Annotated in this window: 2 protein-coding genes (1 of these 2 only partly in view); both read right to left on the bottom strand. The window is 74.0% G+C overall.

The features are described 5' to 3' along the window. Entirely contained in the window at positions 1-14,802 is a 14,802-nt protein-coding gene (locus ABZU52_RS15235; protein WP_354971655.1) for an amino acid adenylation domain-containing protein, read from the bottom strand. Beyond that, positions 14,802-25,140 carry the 3' portion of an amino acid adenylation domain-containing protein gene (locus ABZU52_RS15240; protein ID WP_354971656.1) on the bottom strand. The gene runs 5,147 nt beyond the window's last position, so 10,339 of the gene's 15,486 nt are visible here — the last part of the coding sequence; the start codon falls outside the window, past its right edge; the stop codon is at positions 14,802-14,804. The genes ABZU52_RS15235 and ABZU52_RS15240 overlap by 1 nt, the downstream gene beginning before the upstream one ends.

Genomic DNA, 25,140 nt, shown 5'->3' on the forward strand with positions numbered 1-25,140 from the left:
TCAGTCCGGAAGACCGTCGAGCCGCTGCTGCAGGGCCCGGCCGACCTCGGCCACCGGGCCGGCCTGCAGGAGTTCCCGATGCTCGCAGTCGATCTCCTCAACCTCGACCGTCCCGGTCACGAAGCGCTGCAGCTTCGCGACCGAGCGGGCGGTCTTGCCCGCCGGGTCGTCCTCGTCACGGGTGGCCACGAAGAGCAGGACGTCACCGTCGAACACCTCCGGTTCGTACCCGATGGTGAGCGACCAGTTGTTGTTGTTGATCTCACCGATCCGCAGGATCTGCTCGTCGTCGAAGGTGGCCAGCGCGCTGCCCTCCTCGCGCAGCACCTCGATGACCCGGTCGCGCTCGAGCGGACCGTCCCCGAACATCGCGGGGTCGCGCCCCACGAAGTCGAGCAGGGCCGCGTAGACCTTCTGGTCGTCGGCGGCGACGTACTCGCCGTCCAGCTCCTCCGCACTGATCGGCACCTGGTCGAGGTTGGCCAGCAGGGCGACGCGCTCCCCCTGCTGCTGCAGCCGAACCGCCACCGCGTGGGCCAGCAGCGAACCCATGGACCAACCGAGGAGGTGGTACGGACCCGACGGCTGGACCGCGCGGATCTGCTGGGTGTAGTCCTCGGCCATCTCCGCGAGGCTCCGCGGGAGCTGCTCCCGGCGGGCCAGCCCGCGCGCCTGGATGCCGTACAGCGGACGGTTCCCGTCGATGTGCCGCATCAGGCCCGAGTACATCCAGCTGACCCCGCCCACCGGGTGCAGGCAGAAGAGCGGGGCCGCAGTCCCGCCGGCCCGCAGCTCCAGCACCACCTCGAACGAGTCGTCCCGCTGGACCCCCGCGCTCATGACGTCCATCAGCGCCGCCACGGTGGGCGCCTGGAAGACCGCCCGGTTGGACAGCTCGACCCCAAAGACGGCCCGGACCCGGCTGGTGAGCTGGAGGGAGACGATGCTGTCTCCGCCGAGCTCGAAGAAGTTGTCGTCGATGCCGACCCGGTCCAGCTTGAGCACCTCGGCCCAGAGCCGGCACAGCAGCTCCTCCCGCGGGTTGCGCGGTCCGCGGCCCCCGGCCCGAGGGCCGAAGTCCGGTGCGGGCAGCGCCTTGCGATCCACCTTGCCGTTCGCGTTGACCGGCAGGTCGGGCAGGAACACGAAGGCGGACGGAACCATGTAGTCGGGCAGTCGCCGGGCGATCTGGTCGCGCAGGCCCGCGGTGTCCGCCCCGGGCACGGGCACCAGGTAGGCCACCAGCTTCTTGTCGCCCGGCTCGTCCTCCCGCACGGTGACCAGCGTCCGGGAGATCTGCGGCTGGTCCTGCAGGACCGCCTCGATCTCGCCGAGCTCGATCCGCAGCCCCCGGATCTTCACCTGGTGGTCCGCCCGCCCGACGAACTCGATCAACCCCTGGGCGTCCTGGCGCACCACGTCACCCGTCCGGTACATCCGCTCCCCGGCCGGACCGAACGGATTGGCCACGAAGCGCTCGGCGGTCATGCCCGCGAGCCCGAGGTAGCCGCGAGCCGTGCCGGCTCCCGCCAGGTAGAGCTCTCCGGCCACGCCGAACGCGACGGGCCGGAGCCGGTCGTCGAGGACGTACGCCCGGATGTTGTCCATCGGGCGGCCGATCGGCACGGTGCGCAGGGCGGGCACCGGCGCGCGGAGCGGGACGCACAGGGCGTACACCGTGGTCTCCGTCGGCCCGTAGACGTGCACCACTGTGGTGTCGGCGCAGACCTCGAGCACCCGCTGGAAGGCGGCCGGGGAGACCTGCTCGCCGCCGCTCCACACCTCGCGCAGCCCGGCGAACGCCCCGGGGTCCTCCTCGGCGATCAGGTTGAACAACGCCGTGGTCAGGAAGATCGCGGTGAGCCCCTGCTCCCCGGTGAGCCGCCGCAGACCATCCGCGTCGAGCTGACCGGGCGGCGCGACCACGAGGTGGGCGCCGCCCAGCAGGGTCACCCAGATCTCGTACGTCGACGCGTCAAAGGCGTGCGGCGAGTGGAACAGCACCCGCTCGTGCCCCGAGTGCCACCGCTCGTCAGCGGCGAAGGCGACGACGTTGCCGTGGGTGACGCCGATGCCCTTGGGCTTGCCGGTCGAGCCGGAGGTGTACATGACGTACGCCAGCTCCTCGACGTTTCCGGCGACGGCGGGGCTTCCCGCGTCGTAGCCGGCGAGCTCGGCCGCCGCCCGCTCGCCGTCGACCACGATCACCTCGGCGAAGCCGTCGACCTCGACCCCGGACCGGGACCGGTCGGTCAGCAGCACCCGGCTGCCGGTCTCCCGGACGATCAGTTCGAGGCGGGGCCGGGGATAGCGGGCGTCGAGCGGGACGTACGCCGCGCCGGCCTTCAGCACGGCCAGCGTGGACACGACGAGGTCAGCCGAGCGCTCCTGCAGGACCGCCACCCGGTCACCGGGCCGGACGCCCGCAGCGATCAGGCGGTGGGCCAGCCGGTTGGCCCGCACGTCCAGCTCGGCGTAGCTAATCGTCACGCCCCGGTCGGAGACGGCCGGCGCATCCGGCGCGGCGGCCACCCGCTCCTCGAACCGCGCGACGATCGTCGCCTGCGGCCAGGCCCGTACGGTGTCGTTGAGCTCCCGGAGCACGGCGTGCTCGTGCGGCGAGAGCAGGTCGATGTCCGCGACCGGGCGGCCCGGCTCCGCGACCACCGCGCCGAGGAGCCGCACCAGCCGGTCGGCCAGGGCCGCGGCCGTCGCGTGGTCGAACAGCGCCGCGTTGTAGTCGAGCTGGCCGCCCAGCCCGGCCGGTCCGCCATCGGGGCGCACCTCGCCGAAGCTGAACGACAGGTCGAACTTGGCGGTGTCCGCCGTGGTCGGCTGCGGGGCCAGGGTGAGGCCGGGCAGCTCCAGGTCGGCCTCCTCGTTGTTCTCCAGGCTGATCGCCACCTGAAAGAGCGGGTTGCGGCCGAGGGAACGAGCCGGGTTGAGCTCCTCGACCAGCCGCTCGAACGGCACGTCCTGGTGGCTGAAGGCCGTCAGGTCGACGTCGCGGACCCGGGCCAGCAGCTCCCGGAAGTCCGGGGCGCCGGAGAGGTCCGTGCGCAGCACCAGGGTATTAACGAAGAACCCGACGAGCTCGTCGAGCGCCTCGTCCCCTCGGCCCGCGACCACGGTGCCGACCGGGATGTCCGTACCGCCGCCGACCCGGTGCAGCAACGCGGCCACGGCGGCGTGCAGCACCATGAACAGGCTGGCGCCGCCCTCCTCGGCCAGCCGGTGCACGCCCGCCACGACGTCGGCCGGGAAGCGCAGTTCGACGTGCCCGCCCGGGTTACCGCCCGCTGCCGACCGGGGCCGGTCGACCGGCAGGTCCAGCTCCTCCGGCAGCCCGGCCAGCGCCGTCCGCCAGTGGGCCAGTTGCCGCCCGTACGGGCTCCGCGGGTCGTCCTCGTCGCCGAGGACGCGCCGCTGCCACAGGGCGTAGTCCGCGTACTGCACCGGCAGGGGCCGGAACTCCGGTTCCCGGTCGGTCAGCCGGGCCGCGTATGCCTGCCCGAGGTCGCGGGTCAGGGGCGCCAGCGAGGACCCGTCGGCCGCGATGTGGTGCAGGACGAGTTCCAGGACGTGCTCCCGCGGAGCCAGCCGCAGCAGCCGGGCCCGCAGCGGGATGTCCAACGCCAAGTCGAACGCCGTCGCCGCGGACTGCTTGAGGGCGCCCTCCAGGCCGTCCTCGGTCACCGTCTCGACCGGCAACGGCACGGTGTACTCGTCAGCGGTCAGGATCCGCTGCCGCGGGACGCCCCCCTCGGCGGCGAAGACCGTACGCAGGCTCTCGTGCCGGTCCACCACGTCGCCGAGGGCCGCCGCCATGGCCTCCGCGTCGACCTCGCCGAGCAGCCGCACGGCCAGCTGGATGGTGTACGAGCCGGTCTCGCCGTCCGCCACCGAGTCGATGAACCAGAGCCGGCGCTGGGCGTGCGAGAGCGGGATGGCCGCCGGCCGCTCGACCGCGACCAGACGCTGCTGCGCCGCCTCGGCGCCGGTCAGCCGGCCGGCCAGCTCGGCCACGGTGGGCGCCTCGAACACCAGGCGCACCGGCACCTCCGCTCCGAACGCGGACCGGATCCGGTTGACCAGCCGGGTCGCGAGCAGGGAGTGACCGCCCAGGTCGAAGAAGCTGTCGTCGATCCCGACCTCCGGCACCCCGAGGATCTCGCCGTACAGGGCGCACAGGGTCTTCTCCCGCTCGTCACGCGGCGCGCGGCGTTCCTCGCCGCCGTCGTATTCGGGGGCGGGCAGGGCCCGGCGGTCGATCTTGCCGTTCGCGGTCAGTGGCAGGGCGGCCACGATCACCAGCGCGGACGGCACCATGTAGTCCGGCAGGGTGCCGCTCAGATACTCGGTGAGCTCCGTCGTCGTCGCCGGTGCGGCCGGGTCGGCCGGGACGACGTAGCCGACCAGCCGCTTGTCGCCCGGCCGGTCCTCCCGCACCACGACCGTCGTCTGGGCCACGGCGGGGTGGCGGGCCAGCCGGTCCTCGATTTCGCCGGGTTCGATCCGGAAGCCCCGCAGCTTCACCTGGTCGTCGACGCGGCCGGCGAACTCCACCACGCCGTCGGCCGTCCACCGGACGAGGTCGCCGGTCCGATACATCCGGGTGCCCGCCGGGCCGAACGGGTCGGCCACGAAACGCTCGGCGGTTGCCGCGGGCTGCCGGGTGTAGCCCCGGGCCAGGCCGGCGCCGGCGATGTAGAGCTCGCCCGCCACGCCCGCCGGCACCGGGCGCAGGCTGCCGTCCAACACGTAGACCCGCATGTTGTCGAGCGGCCGCCCGATCGGCACCTGCGCCGGCACCGGATCGCCGGTGTCCAGGCGGTGGCTGAGGGCGAACGTCGTCGTCTCGGTGGGTCCGTAGCCGTCGGTGACGACCAGGCCGGGACACACCTCCCGGATCCGCCGGACCGCCGCCGCCGGAACCACGTCGCCACCGGTCCAGACCTCGCTCAGGCCGGCCAGGGCGCCCGGCGACTCCTCGGCCACCAGCCGGAAGAGTCCCGCCGTGAGCCAGAGCCCGGTGACCTCATGAGTGGCCAGCAGCCGCTCCAGGACCGCCACGGAGAGCGCCCCCGGCGAGGCGACCGCGACGACCCCGCCGCGCAGCAGGGGCACCCAGCACTCGTAGGTGGAGGCGTCGAAGGCGGTCGGGGAGTGCATCAGCACGCGCTGGTGCGCCCCACCCGTCCACCGCCGGTCGAAGGCCAGCTCGACGATGTCCCGGTGGGTGATCTCCACCCCCTTGGGCAGCCCAGTGGAGCCGGAGGTGTACATCACGTAGGCCAGCTGGTCCGGCCGGATGACGACCTCCGGTGCCGGCGCCGAGGCGTCGTCCCGGGCGTCGAGCAGCGTCACGCCCAGCTCGCCGGCCAGCCCGGCCAGCGCCGGGTCGGTAACGACCACGGTGGCGCCGGTGTCGGCCAGCAGCTGCCGCAGCCTCGGCGCGGGGTCGGTGTCCCGCAGCGGCACGTACGCGCCGCCCGCCTTGAGGACCGCCAGCAGCACCAGGGGCAGCTCAGCGGAGCGTTCCAGCAGGACGCCCACCGGGGTCTCCGGGCCGGTCCCGAGCGCGGCCAGCCGGCCGGCGAGCCGGTCCGACCGCTCGTCGAGATCCCGGTAGGTCAGGCTCGTACCGGCGAAGACCACGGCCGGGGCGTCGGGCGTCCGCCGCGCCTGCGCGCGGAACAGCTCGGGCACGGCGGCCGCAGGAATCTCGGTGGCCGTGTCGTTCCGCTCGACGAGCAGCAGCTTGCGCGCGGCCTCGGTCAGCAGGTCCAGGGAGTCGGCCCGGCGGCCGGGGTCGGTGGCGAACGTGCCCAGGATCGTCCGGAGCCGTTCGCCCAGGGCCTGCACCGTCTCGACGTCGAACAGGTCGGGGCGGTAGTCGATCGTGAGGGTGAGGGTACGCCCGTTGTCGGAGGCACCGAGCGCGAGCGGGTAGTGGGTGCCGTCCTGGATCTGGACGTCGACGATCCCGATCCCCTCGGCCGTCCGCTCCAGCGTCTCGGCGTCGACCGGATAGCTGCTGAACTCCACGGAGGTGTCGAACAGAGCGCCGGTGCCGGTGAGGCGCTGGATGTCGGTGAGGCCGAGGTAGTTGTGAGGCAGCAGCTCCGCCTGCTGGTCGCGCAGGCGGTGCACCACGTCGAGCAGGGTGTCGCCGCGACCGGTGCGGACCCGTACGGGCAGGGTGTTAATGAACAGGCCGACCATGGTCTCGACGCCGGGGAGTTCGGCCGGCCGGCCGCTGACGGTCTCGCCGAACGTCACGTCGCCGCGCCCGGTGAGTCCGCACAGCAGCAGCCCCCAGGCCGCCTGGACCACGGTGTTCTTCGTGACCCCGGACCGGCGGGCCTGACCGGTCAGGGCGGCCGTCTCCGCGCCGGAGAGCTCCAGCCGGTGCGTGCCGGGCCGCAGCGGCGCCCGCGCCGGGTCGGCCGGGGCGACCAGCGTCGGCTCGTCCACCCCGGCCAGCGCCGCGCGCCAAGCGGTCTCGGCGGCGTCCCGGTCCTGCCCGGCGAGCCAGGTCAGATAGTCCTTGTACGGCGTCACCGGGGGCAGCGCCGCGTCGTCGCCGCCGCTGCGGTAGAGCTCGAACAGCTCGGCCGAGAGAATCGGGCCGGACCAGCCGTCGAACAGGATGTGGTGGTTCGCGAGCAGCAACCGGTGCGCCCGCGCACCCGTCTTGACCAGGGTGAACCGCAGCAGCGGAGGCTGTCGTGGGTCGAACCGCACGGCCAGTTCCGCCGACGCCAGGCGGTCGAGCTCCCGCGCGCGCCGCTCCTCGTCGTGTCCGCTGAGGTCCACCTCCCGCCAGGGCACCTCGACCGTGCGCGGGATGACCTGCAGCGACTGGCCGGCAGCGCCGGGCCGGAAGGCCGCGCGCAGGTTGTCGTGCCGGCGCAGCAGCGCCCCGGCGGCGTCCCGCAGCGCGGCGGCGTCCAGCTCCCCGTGCAGCTCGAAGGCGAGGAGGGTGGTGTAGATGTCCGCTCCCCGCTCGTCGTAGAGGGCATGGAAGAGCAGGCCCTCCTGCAGCGGTGAGAGGGGCAGCACATCGACGACGTCCTCCCCGGCGACCTCGAGGCGGTCGATCTCCTCCTGTCCCAGGTCGACCAGCGTGAGGTCGGAGGGGCTGAGGCCGCCCGCGCCCTCGGGTCGTTCGGCGTGGCGGACCAGCGCCTCCAGCGCCTTGAACCAGGTTTCGGCGAGGTCGCGCATGTCGTCGTCGGAGAACAGCTCGCCGGCCCAGATCCAGTGGGCGACCAGTCGCGGGCCGTCGGGGTAGGTGACGGCGGTGGCGGTGACGTCCAGGGCGTGCGGCAGGGCCATGGCCGCCTCGGCCACGTTCGACAGGTCCCGCTTGACCTCCGGTCGCGACGCGTGGTCGCCGCTGTCGTCGGCCTCCCCCAGCCGGCCCAGATAGTTGAAACCGATCTGTGGCTGCGCGAACCGGCCCAGGACCTGGGCGGTCTGCGGGTTGAGATGGCGCAGCAGGCCAAAGCCGATCCCGTTGTCGGGCAGGACCCGTCGCTGCTCCTTGATGCGCTTGACCGCGCGGCCCACCGCCGGTCCACCCGACCACAGCTCGTCGTCCGGCGTCTCGCCCGGCACCAGGCGCAGCGGGTACAGGCTGGTGAACCAGCCGACGGTGCGGGCGAGGTCGACGCCGTCGGCGATCTCCTCGCGGCCGTGCCCCTCGAGGTCGATCAGGACCTCCGGGTCGTCGCCCCGCCCGGTGCGCCGGCGCCAGTCGAGGACGGCCAGGGACAGGGCCGCCAGCAACACGTCGTTGATCTCGGCGTGGAAGAGCGCGGGGATCCGGCCCAGCAACGGCGCGGTCAGCTTCACCGGGAGCTGGACGCTGAGCTGGGCGGCTGTGCCGAAGGTGTCCCGCTTCGCGTCCACCGGCCGGTCGGTCAGGGGCGTGTCGGAACCGTCGAGGATGCCCCGCCAGAGCGGGAGCTCCCGCATCCGGTCGGGCGCGGCGGCCAGATCGGTCAGCCGCCGGGCCCATTCCCGGAAGGACGTGCCCACGGGCTCGAGGACGACGGGCCGCCCGGCCGTGCCCGCCTCCAGGGCGGCTTGCAGGTCGGGCAGCAGGATGCGCCAGGAGACACCGTCGACGACCAGGTGATGGGCGACGACGGTGAGCCGTCCGGGCGTCTGCGGGCCCGCGTCGAACCAGACGCAGCGCACCATCGCCCCGGTGGCGGGGTTCAGGCGCGACTGAGCCGCGGCGACCTCGGCGACGGCCCGCCTGTCGAGTTCCGCCTCGGTCGAGCCCGCGGCGATCAGAGCCGCGGCGTCGACGTGGTGGACGCAGTCCGCGGCGGGCACTGTACCGGGCGGGCTGATCTCCAGCGACCAGCCGAAGTCCTCCCCGAGCCGCTCCAGCCGCATCCGCAGCGCGTCGTGGTGGTCGAGCACCGCCTGCAGCGCGGACGTGACGGTGCCGAGCCCGGCGCCGGCCGGCACCGGCAGCGACATCGTCTGGTTGAACTGGTCGATGGCGCCCCCACGCTCCCGCACCCAGTGCATGATCGGAGTCAGCGGCACGTCGCCGACCGCGTCGCTCGCCGTCGCCTCCGGCCGGGCCGGTTCCGCGGCCTCCTGGCCGGCCAGCACGGCCGCCGCCAGCGCCTCCGGGGTGCGGTGCGTGAACACGTCGCGGGGGCTGAACCGCAGCCCTGCCTGCCGGGCCCGGCTGACCAGCTGGAGCGAGCTGATGCTGTCCCCGCCGAGGGTGAAGAAGCTCTCCGCCACGTCGGCCTGCTCCAGCCCGAGCACCTCGGCGAAGAGCCGGCACAGGGTCGCCTCGGTGGCGTTGCGCGGCTCCCGGGACAGCTCGCCACCGCCGAGCTCCGGGGCGGGCAGCGCCTTGCGGTCGACCTTCCCGTTCGGGTTCAGCGGCAGCTCGTTCAGAATCACGAACGCGGTGGGCACCATGTAGCCGGGCAGGGCCGCGGCGGCGTGCTCGCGCAGCACGGCCGGGTCGACGGCGCGTCCCTCGGCCGGCATCACGTGGGCGACCAGGCGACGGTCGCCCGGACGGAACTCGTGGACGCTCGCGACCGCGCGGCCCACGTCGGCGTGGCCGCTCAGCACCTCCTCGATCTCGCCGAGCTCGATGCGAAAGCCGCGCAGCTTCACCTGGAAGTCGGTGCGGCCGAGATAGTCGAGCTGCCCGGCGCCGGTCCAGCGCACCAGGTCGCCGCTGCGGTACATCCGGGTGCCGGCCGGGCCGTACGGGTCGGGAACGAACCGCTCGGCGGTCAGCCCGCGGCGGCCGTGGTAGCCGCGGGTGACGCCGATGCCGGCGATGTACAGCTCACCGGGCACCCCTGGCGGCACCGGGCGCAGGGCCGGGTCGAGCACGTAGACCCGCGCGCCGGCGATGGGGCCGCCGATGGTGACCGGCGCCGCACCGTCGATCTCGGTGCCGGTGGCGGCCACGGTGATCTCGGTGGGCCCGTACAGGTTGAGCACGAGGCCGTCGAGGGTGACGAGCCGCCGGGCCAGGTCCGAGGCGAGCGCCTCGCCGCCGGTCAGCTTGCGCAGCCCGCGCAGTGCCTGCGGGACCGTCTCCGCCAGAACGTGCCACAGGCTCGGCGGCGCCGCCAGCGCGGTGGTGCCGGTCCGGGTGAGCAGCGCGCCGAGCCCCTCGGGATCCTTGACCGTGTCCGCTGCGGCCAGCACCACCGTGCCCCCGCTGACCAGCGGCATGAAGATCTCCATCACGGTGATGTCGAACCCGACCGTGGACACGGCGGTCAGCCGGTCGTCCGAGGTCAGCCCCATCTGTCCCACGATCGCGTCCACGAGGTTGGCCATCCCGCCGCCGGGCACGACGACGCCCTTGGGGCGGCCGGTCGAGCCGGAGGTGTAGATGACGTACGCGGGGTGATCGGGGTGCCGGACCACGCCGGGGACGGCGGCCGGAGCGCCGGAGCGGGCCGCGCGGGCCAACTCCTCCTCGGTGAGGACGAGGAGCGGGTTCGCGTCGTGCAGGAGGTAGGCGATCCGGTCGGCCGGGAGCGCCGGGTCGATCGGCACGTAGGCAGCCCCCGACTTGAGGACCGCGAGCATCGCCACGATCAGGTCGGCGGTGCGCGGCAGCCGGATCGCGACGAACTGCTCCGGTCCGGCGCCCTGCTCCCGGAGCCAGCCCGCCAGGCGGTCGACCCGCGCCCCCAGCTCGGCGTACGTCAGCTCCTGATCCTCGGCGACCAGGGCGGTTGCCCCCGGCCGGGCCGTCACCCAGGCCTCGAAGCGCTCGGTGACCGAACCGTCGGGGATCCCGGGGCCGCCGTCGCTCCACTCGGTGAGCACCAGCCGCCGCTCGGCGGGGGTCAGCAGGTCCACTGTGGCCGCCAGCCGGTCCGGCCCGGCCGCGAAGGCGCGCAGCACGGTCAGGAAGCGCTCGGCGACGGCCTCGATCTGCTCCCGGTCGAGCAGGTCCGGACGGTACGACCACTCTACGGTGAGCTGGTTTCCGCGCTGGGCCGCCAGCAGGGCCAGCGGGTAGTGCACGGCGTCGTGCACCTCGGCGTCCACCACCCCGAGCTCCTGGGCGGACTCGCGCAACGGCTCGGCTTGCACCGGGTAGTTCTCGAACACCACCAGGGTATCGAACAGCTCGCCGCTGCCGGCCAGGCGCTGGACGTCGGCCAGGCCGAGGTACTGGTGCGCCATCAGCCCCGACTGCCGCTCCTGAAGCCGCTGGAACAGCCCGGCCAGGGAGGCGCCGTGGTCGATCTCCATCCGGACCGGGAGGGTGTTGATGAACAGACCGATCATGCTCTCGACGCCGGGCAGCTCCGGCGGGCGGCCCGACACGGTCGCGCCGAAGACGACGTCGGTGCGGCCGGTCAGCACCGAGAGAAGAAGCCCCCAGGCGCCCTGCACCAGGGTGTTGACCGTCAGCCCGTATTCCCGGGCCACGGCCGTCAGCGCCGCCGACAGCTCCGCAGGGACGGCGGTGTGCAGCCGCGCGGGGGCGGCCGTGGCGTGCGTCTGGGGGTCCGGCACCAGGTGGGTCGCCTCGTCCAAGCCGGCCAGCGCGGCCCGCCAGGCGTTCTCGGAGGCGTCGCGGTCCTGCGCGGCCAGCCAGCCGAGGTACTGCTTGTACGGCGCGGCGGGCGACGGCGCCGGCTCGTCGCCGCGCAGCTGCCGCCCGTACAGGTCGAAGAGGTCGCGCACGAGCAGGGGCATCGACCAGCCGTCGACCGCGATGTGGTGGACGGTGAAAACGAAGCGATGGTCCCGCTCGCTCAGGCGGATTAGGGTGCCCCGCACCAGCGGCGGCTGCTCCAGGTCGAACCGCACCGCCTGGTCGGCCGCCAGCAGCCGCCGCAGTTCCGTCTCCCGGTCCGCCGCACCCAGACCGCGCAGGTCGTGGGTCTGCCAGGGCAGGTCGGCCACCGCAGGGATGACCTGCAGCGGCTTGCCCGCCGCGCCGGTGACGAAGAAGGCGCGCAGGTTGTCGTGCCGGCGCAGCAGCTCCTGCGCCGCCGCGCGCAAGGCATCGGCCTGGACCGGACCCCGCAGCTCGAGGACCGACTGGATGGTGTAGACGTCGGCCTCGGACGCGTCGTACAGGCCGTGGAAGTGCAGGCCCTGCTGCAGCGGCGAGAGCGGCAGGATGTCGACGATCCCGCCCGTAACAGCCGCCAGCCGGTCGATCTCGTCCTGAGCGACGGTGACCAGTGGCAGGTCGGAGGGCGTGAGACCACCGGCGTCGGGCCGCTCGGCGTGCGCGGCCAGGGCGGTCAGCGCGTCGAACCAGAGCCGGGCGATGTGGGTGATCTCGGCCTCGGAAAAGAGCTCGCCGGAGAAGGTCCAGGACGCCGTCAGGCGCTGGCCGTCGCGGTGGTCCACGGCGGCGGCGTTGAGCTCCACGGCGTACGGGAGCGGCATGGTAGCGTCGCCCGCGCCGGTGAGGTCGCGCACGCGTACGGCGTCGGGGTCGGCGTCCGGGTCGGCGGTGCCCAGCCGACCCAGGTAGTTGAAGCCGACCTGCGGCTCCGCGAACCCGGCCAGCTCGGGGCCTGTGTCCGGGTTGAGGTGACGCAGCAACCCGTAGCCGATGCCCTTGTCGGGGATGGCCCGCAGCTGCTCCTTGACCGCCTTGAACGCAGCCCCGAGGGCGGGGCCGCCGGACCAGAGCTCCTCGTCGTCGGCGGCGCCCGGGTCCACGGCGACCGGGTAGAGGCTGGTGAACCAGCCCACGGTCCGCGAGAGGTCGGCCCCGTCGACGATCGCCTCGCGGCCGTGGCCCTCCAGGCCGATCAGCACCGCGCTGGCGTCGCCGCGGCCGCGCTCCCGCCGCCAGCGGGCCACGGCCAGCGCCAGGGCGGTGAGCATCGCCTCGTCGGCCCCGGCGTGGAAGAGCGCGGGCACGGCGCCCAGGATCGCGGCCGTGGTGGCCGGGGGCAGGTTCACGGTCAGCTGGCGGGCCACGCCGACGACATCGCGGGCGGGGTCCGGACGGCGCTCCGCCAGGTTCGGGTCTTCGGTGGCCAGCACCGAGCGCCAGCGGTCCAGCTCGGCCACCCGGCGGTCGGTCCGGGCCTGCGTCGCCAGCTCCTGCGACCAGCGGCGCAGCGACGTGCCGACCGGCTCGAGGGTGATCGCGGCGCCGGATCGGGTCGCGTCGAGGGCGTCCTGCAGGTCGGGCAGCAGGATCCGCCAGGAGACGCCGTCCACCGCGAGGTGGTGGATCATGAGGGCCAGCTGGCCCTCCGCGTCCGGTCCGGCGTCGTACCAGACGGCCTGCACCATCCGGCCGTCGGCGGGCGCGAGCCGGTCCACGGCCGCCAGCACCTGCTCCTCTGCGGCCGGGGCGTCGGCCGTGACCTCGTAGCGACGCACGCAGTCCTCGGCCCGCACGGCGCCGCGGGGCAGGACCTCCAGCGTCCACGCCTCGTCCGGGCCACGGCCGAGCCGCATCCGCAGCGCGTCGTGGTGGTCGAGCAACGCCTGGAACGCGGTGTGCAACTCCGCCGGGGTCAGGCCGGCCGGGACGGGCACGGTCATCGTCTGGTTGAAGGCGTCGATCCGGCCGCCCTGGCTCTGCTGCCAGTGCATGATCGGGGTCAGGGGCACCGGGCCGACCCCGTCGTCGGCGATGGCCGGGGCCTGCTGCGGCGCAGCGCCGGCCAACGCCGCCAGCCGGGACACGGTCCGGTGCTCGAAGATCTCCCGCAGGCTCAGCGCGATGTTCTCCTTGCGGGCGCGGTGCGCCAGCTGGATCGACGTGATCGAATCGCCGCCCAGGGCGAAGAAGTTGTCGTGGACGGAGACCGACTCGACCCCGAGTACCTCGGCGAAGAGGCGGCACAGCAGCGCCTCGCGTTCGGTCGCCGGCATCGCGTCCGCTGGGCCGGGCCGGGCGGCGGGAACGGCGTCCGGCTCGGCGGGGTTCTCCGCCGGGCCGGACGCGGCGAGCACCAGGCGTGCACGATCGGTGGCGTCGAACAGCTCCAGCTCCCCGACCCGCCGGTCCGGCTGGTCGGCGAAGGTTCGCAGCACCGCGAGCACCCGGTCCAGCACCTCGCGCCCGGCACCCGGGGCGAACAGGTCGGGGCGGTGGTCGAGGCGGACCGTCATCCGCTCGCCCCGGACGGTGCCCTCCAGGTTGAGGGCGTAGTGCGTGGCATCCACAGCCGCCGCGCCGACCGCCCCGATGTCGTCGGCGGACTCCCGCAGGCTGTCGGAGTCGATCGGGTAGTTGGCGAAGATGGTGATGGCGTCGAAGAGCTGTCCCCCGCCGTGCAACTGCTGGATCTCGGCCAGCCCGAGGTGCTTGTGGGCCAGCAGGTCGGCCTGGGCGTCCTGCAGTTCGCGGACGTGGTCCTGGAGGGAGAGCGCGGGGTCCACCCGCAGCCGGACCGGCAGCGTGTTGATGAACAGGCCGACCATCCGCTCGGCCCCGGGCAGCTCAGGCGGCCGGCCCGAGACGGTCTCGCCGAAGACGACGTCGTCCCGCCCCGTCAGCGAGCCCAGGATCAGGCCCCAGGCCGTCTGCACGACGCTGTTGAGGGTCACGCCGAGCGAGCGCGCCCGCTCGATCAGCGCGGCCGACACTTGCGGGGAAACGTCCTCGATCAGGCTGTCGGGCAGCGAGGCGCCCGTGCCGGAACCGGCCACCAGCGTGGGCCCGGCCCCCTTGAGCGCGTCCCGCCAGGCGGCCTCGGCCGCGGGCCGGTCCTGCCGGGCCAGCCAGGCCAGGTAGTCCTTGTACGGGATGACCGGCGCCAGCGCGGCAGCGTCGCCGCCGTTGGCGTAGAGGGTCATCAGCTCGCCCAGCACCAGCGGCATGGACCAGCCGTCGAGCAGGATGTGGTGGGCCGTGAAGACGAACCGGTACTCGTCGCCGGCCAGCTTGATCAGCGAGAAGCGCAGCGGCGGCCGTTTCAGGTCGAACCGGCGGGTCCGGTCCTCGTCGAGCAGCTGCCGCAGCCGGGCCGCGCGCTCCGGCTCGGCCACGTCGCTGATGTCGGTCTCGGACCAGTCCGGCTCTGCCTCGCGCAGGATCGCCTGGACCGGCTCGCCGCTCCTGCGGTTGCGGAACGAAACCCGCAGATTCTCGTAACGGCCGAGCACCGTGGCCACGGCGCCGCGCAGGGCGGCCGCGTCCACCTCGCGCCGGAGGTCGATCGCCAGCTGGATGACGTAGACGTCCGCGCCCTGCTCCTCGTACAGGGCGTGGAAGAGCATGCCCTTCTGCAGCGGGGACAGCGGCCAGATGTCGACGAATCCAGGTTGCGACAGGTTCCGGTTCTTCTCCATCAGCTCAGGTCCCTCTCGAATTCTTCGATCTCATCCTGCGAGAACTCCAGCAGCGACATGTCGGACGGGGTGAGTCCGCCCGCGCCGGGCGCGCCGGCGCAGCTGGCCAGGGCTTCGAGCGCGGCGAACCAGTGGTCGGCCAGGGCCCGTACCTCGTCCTGCCGGAAGAGCGCCCCGGGCCACGACCAGATGGCCACCAGCCGCACCCCGTCGGGCCGATCCTGGGCCACCGCGCTGAGCCCGATGGCGTGGGCCAGCGGGGCGCTGTCGGCCCCGCCCCCACCCAGCGTCTCGGTCGCCTCCGGCGGGGCCGCCCAGTCGTCGGCGCGCAGGGCCTGCGCGTCGACCGCCTTGAAACGGCCCAGGTAGTTGAAGCCGACCTGCGGCTCGGCGAACCCGGCCAGCTCGGGTGCCGTGTCCGGGTTGAGGTAGCGCAGCAACCCGTAGCCGATGCCCTTGTCGGGGATGGCCCGCAGCTGCTCCTTGACCCGCTTGAGCGCGGCGCCGAGCACCTCGCTGTCCGGGCCGGCCTCGACCCCGGCCGCCGGGCCGGGGTCGATCGCGACCGGGTAGAGGCTGGTGAACCAGCCGACCGTCCGGGACAGGTCGGCCCCCGGCACGATCTCCTCGCGACCGTGGCCCTCGAGACCCACCAGCAGCGCGCTGTCCTCGCCGCGGCCGCGCTCCCGCCGCCAGCGGGCGACCGCCAGCGCGAGGGCGGTCAGCAGCACATGGTCGACCGTCGCGTTGAACGCCGCCGGCAACGCGCCCAGCAGGGGTGCGGTGATCTCCTCGGGCAGGGTCACCGTCAGCCGTTGCGCGGTCCGGACCACGTCCACCGCGGGGTCGACGGGCCGGTGCGAGAGCAGCGGATCCGCGGTCTGCAGGACCGAGCGCCACAGGTCGAGCTCCTTGGTGCGCTCCGGCCCGGTCGCCTGCTCGGCCAGCACAGAGGCCCAATGGCGGAACGACGTGCCCACGGGCTCGAGGTCGGGTTCCCGCCCCGCGACGATCGCCTCCCAGGCGTGCCGGAGGTCCTCCTGCAGGACGCGCCAGGAGACCCCGTCCACGGCCAGGTGATGGACCAGGATCAGCAGCCGCCCCGGCCGGTCCGGCCCGGCGTCGAACCAGACGGCCCGGACCATCTCGCCGTCCTTGCAGGAGAGCTCGGCCTGGGCCCGCGCCTGCGCCTGCGTGACCAGGCCGATCAGCTCGTCCTGGGGGACGGCGGCGATGTCGGTCCGGCGCAGCAGCGCGGCGGCCTCGACCGAGCCGGTCGGGGTGACCTCCAGCCGCAGCCCGCCGGCGCCCTTGACGATTCGCGACCGCAACAGGTCGTGGTGGTCCAGGACGGCCTGCAGGGTCGCCGCCAGCCGGCCCGCGTCCGCACCCGCCGGGACCTGCAGCAGCGCCGCTTGGTGGACGCTGTCCGTGGGCCCGCCGCGCTCGTACAGGTCGAGCATGACCGGGGTCAGCGGCATCTCCCCGATGCCGTCGGCGACGGACTGGCCCTGCGCGGGGCCCTCGTCCTCCGTGGCGATCCGGGCCAGCGCGCGAACCGTCCGGAACTTGAAGACGTCGCGCAGGCTGATCTGCAGCCCGGCCTTGCGGGCCCGGCCGGCCAGCTGGATGGAGACGATGCTGTCCCCACCGAGCTCGAAGAAGTCGTCGTCGAGCCCGACCCCGGGCGCGTCGAGCAGCTCGGCGAACAGTCCGGCCAGCACCGCCTCACGGGACGGGGCGACCGGCGCAGCGACGAGCTGCGCCCCGGGTGCCTCGCCGGCCGGGGTGACCGTCTGCTCCCGCAGCCGGGACCGCACCCCGGCCCAGCGCCGGGTCAGCGGGTCATCGTCCGCGAGGGCGAAGGCCCGCTCCGGTTCGCTGGCGAAGGCCCGCAGCACCTCACCCAGCCCGTCCGCTACGGCCTCGACCTCGGTGGAGGCGAAGAGGTCGGGGCGGTAACCGAGCCGGCAGTGCAGCCGGTCGCCGGAGAGCCCGGCGTCGAGGGTGAGCGGGTAGTGGGTGGCGTCGTTCATCTCCAGGTCGACCGCACGCACCCGGTCGGCGTCGCCGCCGAAACCGGCGCCGTCGGCGGGGATGTTCTGGAACACCAGCAGCGTGTCGAACAGCTCGCCCTTGCCGACCTGCCGTTGCAGGTCGACCAGGCGCATGTGCTGGTGCGCGGTCAGCTCCACCTGCTGCTGCCAGAGCCGGGCCAGCGCGTCACCGATCGGCTCGCCCGGGCGGAAGCTCACCCGGACCGGAACCGTGTTGATGAACAGGCCGACCATCCGCTCGATGCCGTGCACCTTCGGCGGGCGGCCGGAGACGGTCGCTCCGAACACGACGTCCGCCCGGCCGCCGAGCCGGGCCAGCAGGAGTCCCCAGGCGGCCTGGACGACGGTGTTGGCCGTGGTGCCGTGCCTGGCGGCCAGCACGGTCAGGCCGGAGACCATGTCCGCCTCGAAGGTGACGGAGATCTTCTCCGTGGCGACGGCCGTACGCTCGGGGTCGGCCGGGGCCAGCAGGGTGGGCTCCACCGAGGCGTCGAGCACCTCGCGCCACGCCTTCTCCGAGACCGTCCGGTCCTGGCCCTCGAGCCAGCTCAGGTAGTTCCGGTAGGAGTGGGCCGGGGGCAGCCCGGCGGGGTCGCCGCCCGCCGCGTAGAGCCGCATCAGCTCGTCGAGCAGGATCGGCGTGGACCACCCGTCCAGCAGCAGGTGGTGGAAGGTGAGCACCAGCCGGGCCCGGCCGCCCCCCAGCCGCAGCAACGTGCAGCGCAGCAGCGGGGGCCGGTCGAGGTCGAAGCGCTCGGCCCTGGCCTCACGCATCACCCGGTCGACCTCCGCGTCGCACGCGGCGTCGTCCAGGGCCGACAGGTCCGTCTCGGCCCACGGCAATTCGATGTCCGCCGGGATGAATTGCACCGGACGGGACAGCTTCTCGTGGGCGAAGCCCGCGCGCAGGTTCTCGTGCCGGTCCAGCAACGCCCGCACCGAGGCGCGCAGCACCGCTGTCCGCGGGTCGCCCTCTAGGTCGAGGCCGAGCTGCACGGTGTAGACGTCGATCTCGCGCTGGTCGTAGAGCGAGTGGAACAGCAGGCCCTCCTGCAGGGGAGCCAGCGGCAGCACGTCGTCCAGCCGCCGGCCGCCCTCCTCCAGCAGTTCGATCTCCCGCTGCTCGAGGCTGACCATGGAGAAGTCCGACGGGGTGTGCCCGCCGGAGCGCGCCGACTCCGCGAGGAGCCGCCGCGCCGCCTCCTGCCAGAGGTCGGCCAGCTCCACCACGTCGGCCTCGCTCAGCAACGCCGCGGGCCACGACCAGCGGGCCGTCAGCCGGATCCCCTCGGGCTGCTCGTCGGCCCAGGTCTCCACCTCCAGCGGATACTCCACCGGCATGTCCGGGGCCTCCGCAGCGACCGGCCGCACCGCGGTCTCCGGGGCGAGCGGCACCGAGCCGTCGCCGAGCGGGGACCGGAAGGTGCCGAGGTGGGCGAACCGCAGCTGGGCGGACGGCGCCTGCGCGAGCAGGGGAACGGTCTGCGGGTTGAGGTAGCGCAGCATCCCGTAGCCGCGGCCGTCCCCGGGGATCGCCGCCAGCAGCTCCTTGACCCGCTTGACCTGGTCGGCGGCGCTCCCACCGGTTTCCTCGCCCGCGCCCAGGCGGACCGGGTGGACGAAGGTGAACTGCCCGAGGGCGCGCGCGAGGTCGGGGTCGCCGCCGCGGCCGTCGCGCTCCACATCGACCAGGGTCCCGGCGGCCGTGCCCAGCCCCCGCCGGACCTGCCACTTCTCCAGCGCGGTGCCGACGGTGGCGAGCAGGATCTCCTCGGCCCCGGTGGCGAACTTCTCCGGCACGTCGCTGAGCAGGGTGGCCGATTCGGCGGCGGAGAGGATGACCTCCACGGTCCGTACGGTGTCCCGGGTGTCGCGGCCCGGGACCAGCGGGCCCGGGATCGCGGCGGGCTGCGTGCCGAGCAGGTCGGCCCACGTCTGCAGCTGGTTGACGAGATCCGGGGCGGCGGCCGCCTCGGTGTACGTCTCCGTCCAGGAGCGGTAGGTGCCGCCCACCGGGGGCAGCGCTCCCCCGGCGCGGGCCGCCGCCGGCCAGGCGGTGCTCAGGTCGGCCAGCAGGACGCGCCACGCGCTAGCATCGGCGGCGAGCCGGTGCACGGCGAGTAGCAGGCGGTGTTCGCCGCCCGGCCCGCCGTCGAGCCAGACCGCCCGGAAGACGACGCCGTCCTCCGGCGCCAGCCCGGCCCGCGCGACCTCGAGCCCCCGGGCCGTCTCGCCGGCCAGCGACTCCAGGCCGGCCCCGGCGACGTCGACCCGAGTGATCAGGTCGCGCACGTCGACCTCGCCGTGCGGCCGCACCTCGAGGCCCCACACCAGGTTCCCGGCCCGGCGGGTCAGCCGTAGCCGCAGGGTGTCGTGCCGGTCCAGCAGGGTCCGGAGCACGGTGTGCAGCCGCTCCTCGTCGGTGTCACCCGGCAGGGCCAGGGCGACGGTGGCGGCCGACCCGGCGATCGGGCCGCCGCGGTGACGCAGCGCGTGGACGTACGGGGTCAGCCTGATCTCGCCCACGCCCCGATCGTCGGCGGCGGGCGCGGCGGGCTGGTCGTCCGCGTCCTCGAGCCCGGTCGCGGCGGCGGCCAGCTCCCCGATCGTGGGGTGGCGCAGGACGTCCGTGGCGGTGAACTCCAGCCCCGCCTCGAGGGCCCGGCTGACCAGCTGGATCGACACGATGCTGTCCCCGCCGAGGGCGAAGAAGTTGTCGTCGATGCTCACCCGGGCCACGCCCAGCAGGTCGCCGATCAGCTCGCAGAGGAGCCGCTCCTTGGCGTTGCCGGGCTCCCGGCCGTCGCCCTGGGCGCCGAAGTCGGGCTCGGGCAGGGCCTTGCGGTCGACCTTGCCGTTGGCGGTGAGCGGCAGTGCGTCCACGACGGTGAACGCGGCCGGCACCATGTACTCCGGCAGCAGCCGGCCGAGGTGGGCGCGCAGTTGCGCGGCGTCGGCCGGGACCGCGTCGGACGGCACCACCCAGGCCACCAGCCTGCCGCGGCCGTCCTCGCCCTGGTGCAGGGCCGCCGCGGCGGCCGTGACGCCGGGGTGGGTGACGAGCGCGGCCTCGATCTCGCCGAGCTCGACCCGGAATCCCCGGATCTTCACCTGGTCGTCGGACCGGCCCACGAACTCCAGCTGCCCGTCCGGGTTCCACCGCACCAGGTCGCCGGTGCGGTAAAGACGTTCGCCCGGCGTCCCGTAGGGATGGGCGACGAAGCGCTCGGCGGTCAGCGCCGGCCGCCCCAGATATCCGCGGGCCAGGCCGTCACCGGCGATATAGAGCTCACCGGCGACACCGACCGGCACCGGCATCAGCACCGGGTCCAGGACGTAGACCCGGGTGTTCCACAGCGGGGCGCCGATCGGCGGGTGCACCGCACCGGAGAGCGGGCCGCTCATGGTGGAGCAGACGGTCGTCTCGCTGGGGCCGTACACGTTGAGCATCCGGCGCCCCCGGGACCAGTACTCCACCTGGCCGGGCGGGCAGGCCTCGCCGCCGACCGCGAGGGTGCGCAGGCCGGCCAGCCCGGTGTGCGGCACCGTGGCCAGGACACCTGCGGTGATCTGCAGATGGGTGACGTCGTGCCCGGTGACCAGCGCGGCCAGTTCGTCGCCGGCCGGCGCGTGGTGGGTGTCCGGCAGCACCAGCGTGGCCCCGGTGAGCAGGGTCATCGCCAGGTCGGCCATGGAGACATCGAAGCTGGGCGAGACGGCCTGCAGGACGCGGCTGGCCGGGTCGATGCCGAAGTTCTCCGCGTGCGCTCCGGCCATGCTCGCGATGCCGCAGTGCGTCACCAGGACGCCCTTGGGCCGGCCGGTCGATCCGGAGGTGTAGATGACATACGCGGGGTGGTCCACGCCGAGCGGGCGGACCCGCTCACGGTCGGTGGGATCGGTGACCGGGGCCGCGTCGACGAGTGCGCGCACCTCAGCGTCGTCGACGGCGCGCACGACCGTGCCGGTCAGGGCCGGGCTCGTCGCCGTGGCCCCGGCCGCGAGCACCAGCGCGGGGCTCGCGTCCCGGATGATGTAGGCGATGCGGTCGGCCGGATAGCCAGGGTCGACGGGCGTGTAAGCGGCGCCCGCCTTGAGGACGCCGAGGGTGATCGCCGGCCAGTCCGCCGAGCGCGGCACGGCGACCGCCACGAACTCCTCGGGTCCGGCGCCGAGGCCGATCAGGTAGTGCGCCCACTGGTTGGCCCGCGCGTTGAGCTCGCCGTAGGTCAGCCCGCGGCCCCCGGCGATCACCGCGGAGCTCTCGGGGGTGGCGGCCGCCTGCCGCTCGAACAGGTCGGGGAAGGTCTCCGCCAGGACCGGCCGGGCGGTATCGTTCCAGCGCGCGAGCACCTGCTCGCGCTCGGCCCCTCCGAGCAGGCCGATCCGGCTCACCCGCACCTCCGGGTCGCCGGCCACCGCGTCGAGCAGGGCGGTGAACCGGGCCGCGATCGTCTCGACGGTGGCCCGGTCGAACAGGTCGGTCCGGTAGCTGATCAGGCCCCGCATCCCGGCCGGGCTCCCGTCGTCGCCGACGTTCTCCTGCAGCTCCAGCCCCAGGTCGGTCTTCGCCGAGGTGAGCTCGATGCCTGCCGGTTCGACGTCGAGTCCGGGCAGCTCCAGCCGCGCCGCCGTGTTGTTCTGAAAGGCCAGGAAGACCTGGAATAGCGGGGTGTGGGCCAGCGAGCGGGCCTGCGGCCCCAGCCGGTCGACCAGGCGCTCGAACGGCAGGTCCTGGTGGGCGTAGGCGGCCAGGTCGGCGGCCCGCACCCGGTGCAGCAGCTGCGCGAAGGACGGGTCCCCAGAGGTGTCGGTGCGCAGCACCAGGGTGTTGACGAAGAAGCCGACGAGGTCCTCCAGGTTCTCGTCCGCCCGGCCCGCCACGGCCGTACCGATCGGGATGTCGGTGCCCGAGCCGAGCCGGGTGAGCAGGGCCGCCAGCCCGGCCTGGGCCACCATGAACAGGCTGACCTGGTGGGTGCGGGCGAGGGTGGTGAGCCGGGCGTGCAGGCCGGCCTCGACGGTGAACTCCACGGTGGCGCCCTGGGTGGTCATCTCCGCCGGGCGGGGGCGGTCGGTGGGCAGCGCGAGCTCCGCGGGCGCGCCCGCCAGGGACTCCTGCCAGAAGCTGAGCTGGCGCGCGGCCGGCGAGTCCGCCGCCCCCTCGTCACCGAGCAGCTCGCGCTGCCAGAGGGTGTAGTCGGCGTACTGCACAGGCAGCGGGGCGAAGCCCGGCGTCCGGCCGCCGTGCCGGGCGGTGTAGGCGACGGACAGGTCGCGGGCCAGCGGCGCGTTGGACCACCCGTCGGACGCGATGTGGTGGACGTTCAGCAGCAGAACGTGATCCCGCGGGCCGAGCACGAACAGGGTGACCCGCAGCGGGATCTCGGTGGAGAGGTCAAAGCCGCGGGCGGCCGCCTCGCGCAGGGCGTCCGCGGACCGCTCCGGGGAGACCTCGACGATCTCCACCGGCACCTCGACGGCCGCGAGGTCCTGGACGGACTGCCGCGGCTTGCCGCCGACGGCGGGGAACACGGTCCGCAGGCTCTCGTGCCGCGCCACCACGTCGCCCACGGCGGCGCGCAGCGCGTCCAGGTCGAGTTCGCCCCGGAGCCGGATCCCGATCGGAATGTTGTACGCACCGGACGCGCCGTCCAGCCGGTCCAGGAACCAGAGCCGGCGCTGGGAGAACGACAGCGGGATCTCGTCGGGCCGCGGCCCGGCGGTCAGCGCGGGCCGGGTGGCGGCACCGCCGGGCCCGACCAGGTCGGCCAGCCGTCGCGGGGTGCGCGCCTCGAAGACCGCGCGCACGTCGACCTCGGAGCCGAAGGCGGAACGGACCCGGCTCAGCAGCCGGACGGCGCTCAACGAGTTGCCGCCGAGCTCAAAGAAGTCGTCGTCCACGCCCGGCTCGGGCTGGTCGAGCACCTGTCCGAAGAGGCCGCACAGGATCTCCTCCTGCGGGGTGCGCGCGGAGCGGACGGCGGCGGTCCCGGTGAACTGGGGCTCCGGCAGCGCCCGCCGGTCCAGCTTGCCGTGCGAGGTGACCGGGAGCGCGTCGAGGACGACGACGGCGTCGGGAACCATGTAGTCGGGCAGGGTCTCCGCGAGCAGCCGGCGCAGGTGCGGGCCGTCGAGGGTCGCGCCGGCGGCGGGCACGGTGTAGGCGACCAGCCGGCCGCCGTCGGCGCCGTCCCGGATCACGACGGCCTGCGCGCCGACACCCGGCAGGGCGGCGACGGCGGCGGTGATCTCGCCGAGCTCGACCCGGTGACCGCGGATCTTCACCTGGTCATCGGCGCGCCCGACGAACACCAGGTTGCCGTCGGTGCGCCGGCGGGCCACATCCCCGGTGCGGTACATCCGGGACCCAGCCGGCCCGTACGGATCGGCGGTGAACCGCTCGGCGGTCAGCGCGGCCCGGCCCAGGTAGCCGCGGGCCAGGCAGGGGCCGGCCAGATACAGCTCGCCGGCCACGCCCGCGGGAACCGGGCGCAGCGCCGAGTCCAGCACGTAGGTCCGGACGTTGGCCTGCGGGCGACCCATCGGAACCGGGCCGGCGTCGACCGGCACGCCGGGCTCGATCTTGAACTCCGTGACGTTAACGGTCGCCTCGGTGGGCCCGTACACGTTCCAGACGGTGGCGTCCGGGTGACGCTCGCGCCATGCGGCCAGCGCCTCCCCCAGCAGCGCCTCGCCGCCCAGCAGGAGCTCGCCGGGCGAGTAGGCCGCGGGAAGGGCGCCGAGCAGCGGAAGGTGACTGGGAGTCGCCTTCATGAACGTCACCGGGGCGGCGGCCAGCCGGGCGAGAAGCTCCGGGTCCTCCTTCAGGGCGGCGATCAGCACAGTGCCGCCCACCGTGAGCGGGGTGAACAGCGCGGTCACGGTCAGGTCGAAGGTGAACGGCGAGTGCAGCAGCGCCCGGCCAGCGGCCCCGGGATAGGCCCGCGCGGTCCACCCGAGGTAGTCGACGACCGAACGGTGCTCGACCACGACGCCCTTGGGCACCCCGGTGGAGCCGGAGGTGTAGATGACGTACGCCGGGTTGTCAGGGGTCAGCGGGGCCGACCGGTCGGCGTCCGTCGGGTCGGTGACCGGGCGTGCGGCGATCTGAGCCGCCGTCGCCGCGTCGTCCAGCACCACGGTGTCGACGTCGTGGCGAGGCAGCGTGGCCGCGGTGGCCCGGTTGGTGAGCAGGATCCGCGGCCGGGCGTCGCCGAGCAGCCCGCTGATGCGCGCGGCCGGCTGTGCCGGGTCGACCGGCAGGTACGCGGCGCCGGACTTGAGGACCGCGAGCAGCGCCACGACCAGCTCGGCCGAGCGCTCCATAGCGATGGCGACGAACTGCTCGGGGCCGGCGCCCCGGTCGATCAGGGTGTGCGCCAAGCGATTGGCCTGATCGTTGAGCTCGGCGTAGCGAAACTCGGAGACGCCGTCGACCAGCGCGACGGCCTTCGGGGTGCGGGCGACCTGAGCCTCGATCAGCTCACCGACCAGGGCCGGGGACAGCGGCACGGCGACTCCCGCCGCACCCGTCGTCAGGGCCCGCGCCTCCTGTTCGCCGAGGAGGCTGAGCCGGCCGACCGGGGTGTCCGGGGTCGTGGTGAAGGCCTCCAGGACAGCGCGCAGCTGCCGGGTCGCCGACGTGACCAGCTCCTCGTCGATGAGGTCGGCGCGGTAGTACCAGTTGAGGACCATCCGGTGGTCGTCCTGCATCACCACCATGCCGAGCGGGTAGTGGTTGTCCCCCTTGGTGTCGACCTCGCTCAATGCCAGCCCGTGCACGTCGGACTGCGATCCGGGGTCGGCGGGGAAGTTCTCGAAGACCACGGCGGTGTCGAACAGCGTCTGCAGGCCGGCCAGCCGCTGCAGGTCGGCCAGGCCTAGGTAGTGGTGGGCCAGCAACTCCACGCGCTGCGCCTGTACCCGGGTCAGGGTGTCGGCCAGGGAGACGGCCGGGTCGATCCGGACCCGGACCGGCACAGTGTTGCTGAACAGCCCGACCATCGACTCGACGCCCGGCAGCTCCGGCGGACGACCGGAGACCGTCTCGCCGAACAGCACGTCGTCCCGGCCGGTGAGGCCGGCGAGGACGAGGCCCCAGGCGCCCTGGACCACGGCGTTCATGGTCAGGTCGCGGGCGCGGGCAGCCTCGGTGAGCGCGGAGGTCAGGCCGGACGGCAGCTCATCGACGATCCGTCCCGGAAGCGCGACGGCGTGGCCGGCCGCGCCGGGGGCGACCAGGGTCGGCTCGTCGATACCGGCCAGCGCGGCGCGCCAG

The sequence above is a fragment of the Micromonospora sp. NPDC005220 genome, assembly GCF_040607895.1.
Lineage (GTDB): Bacteria > Actinomycetota > Actinomycetes > Mycobacteriales > Micromonosporaceae > Micromonospora.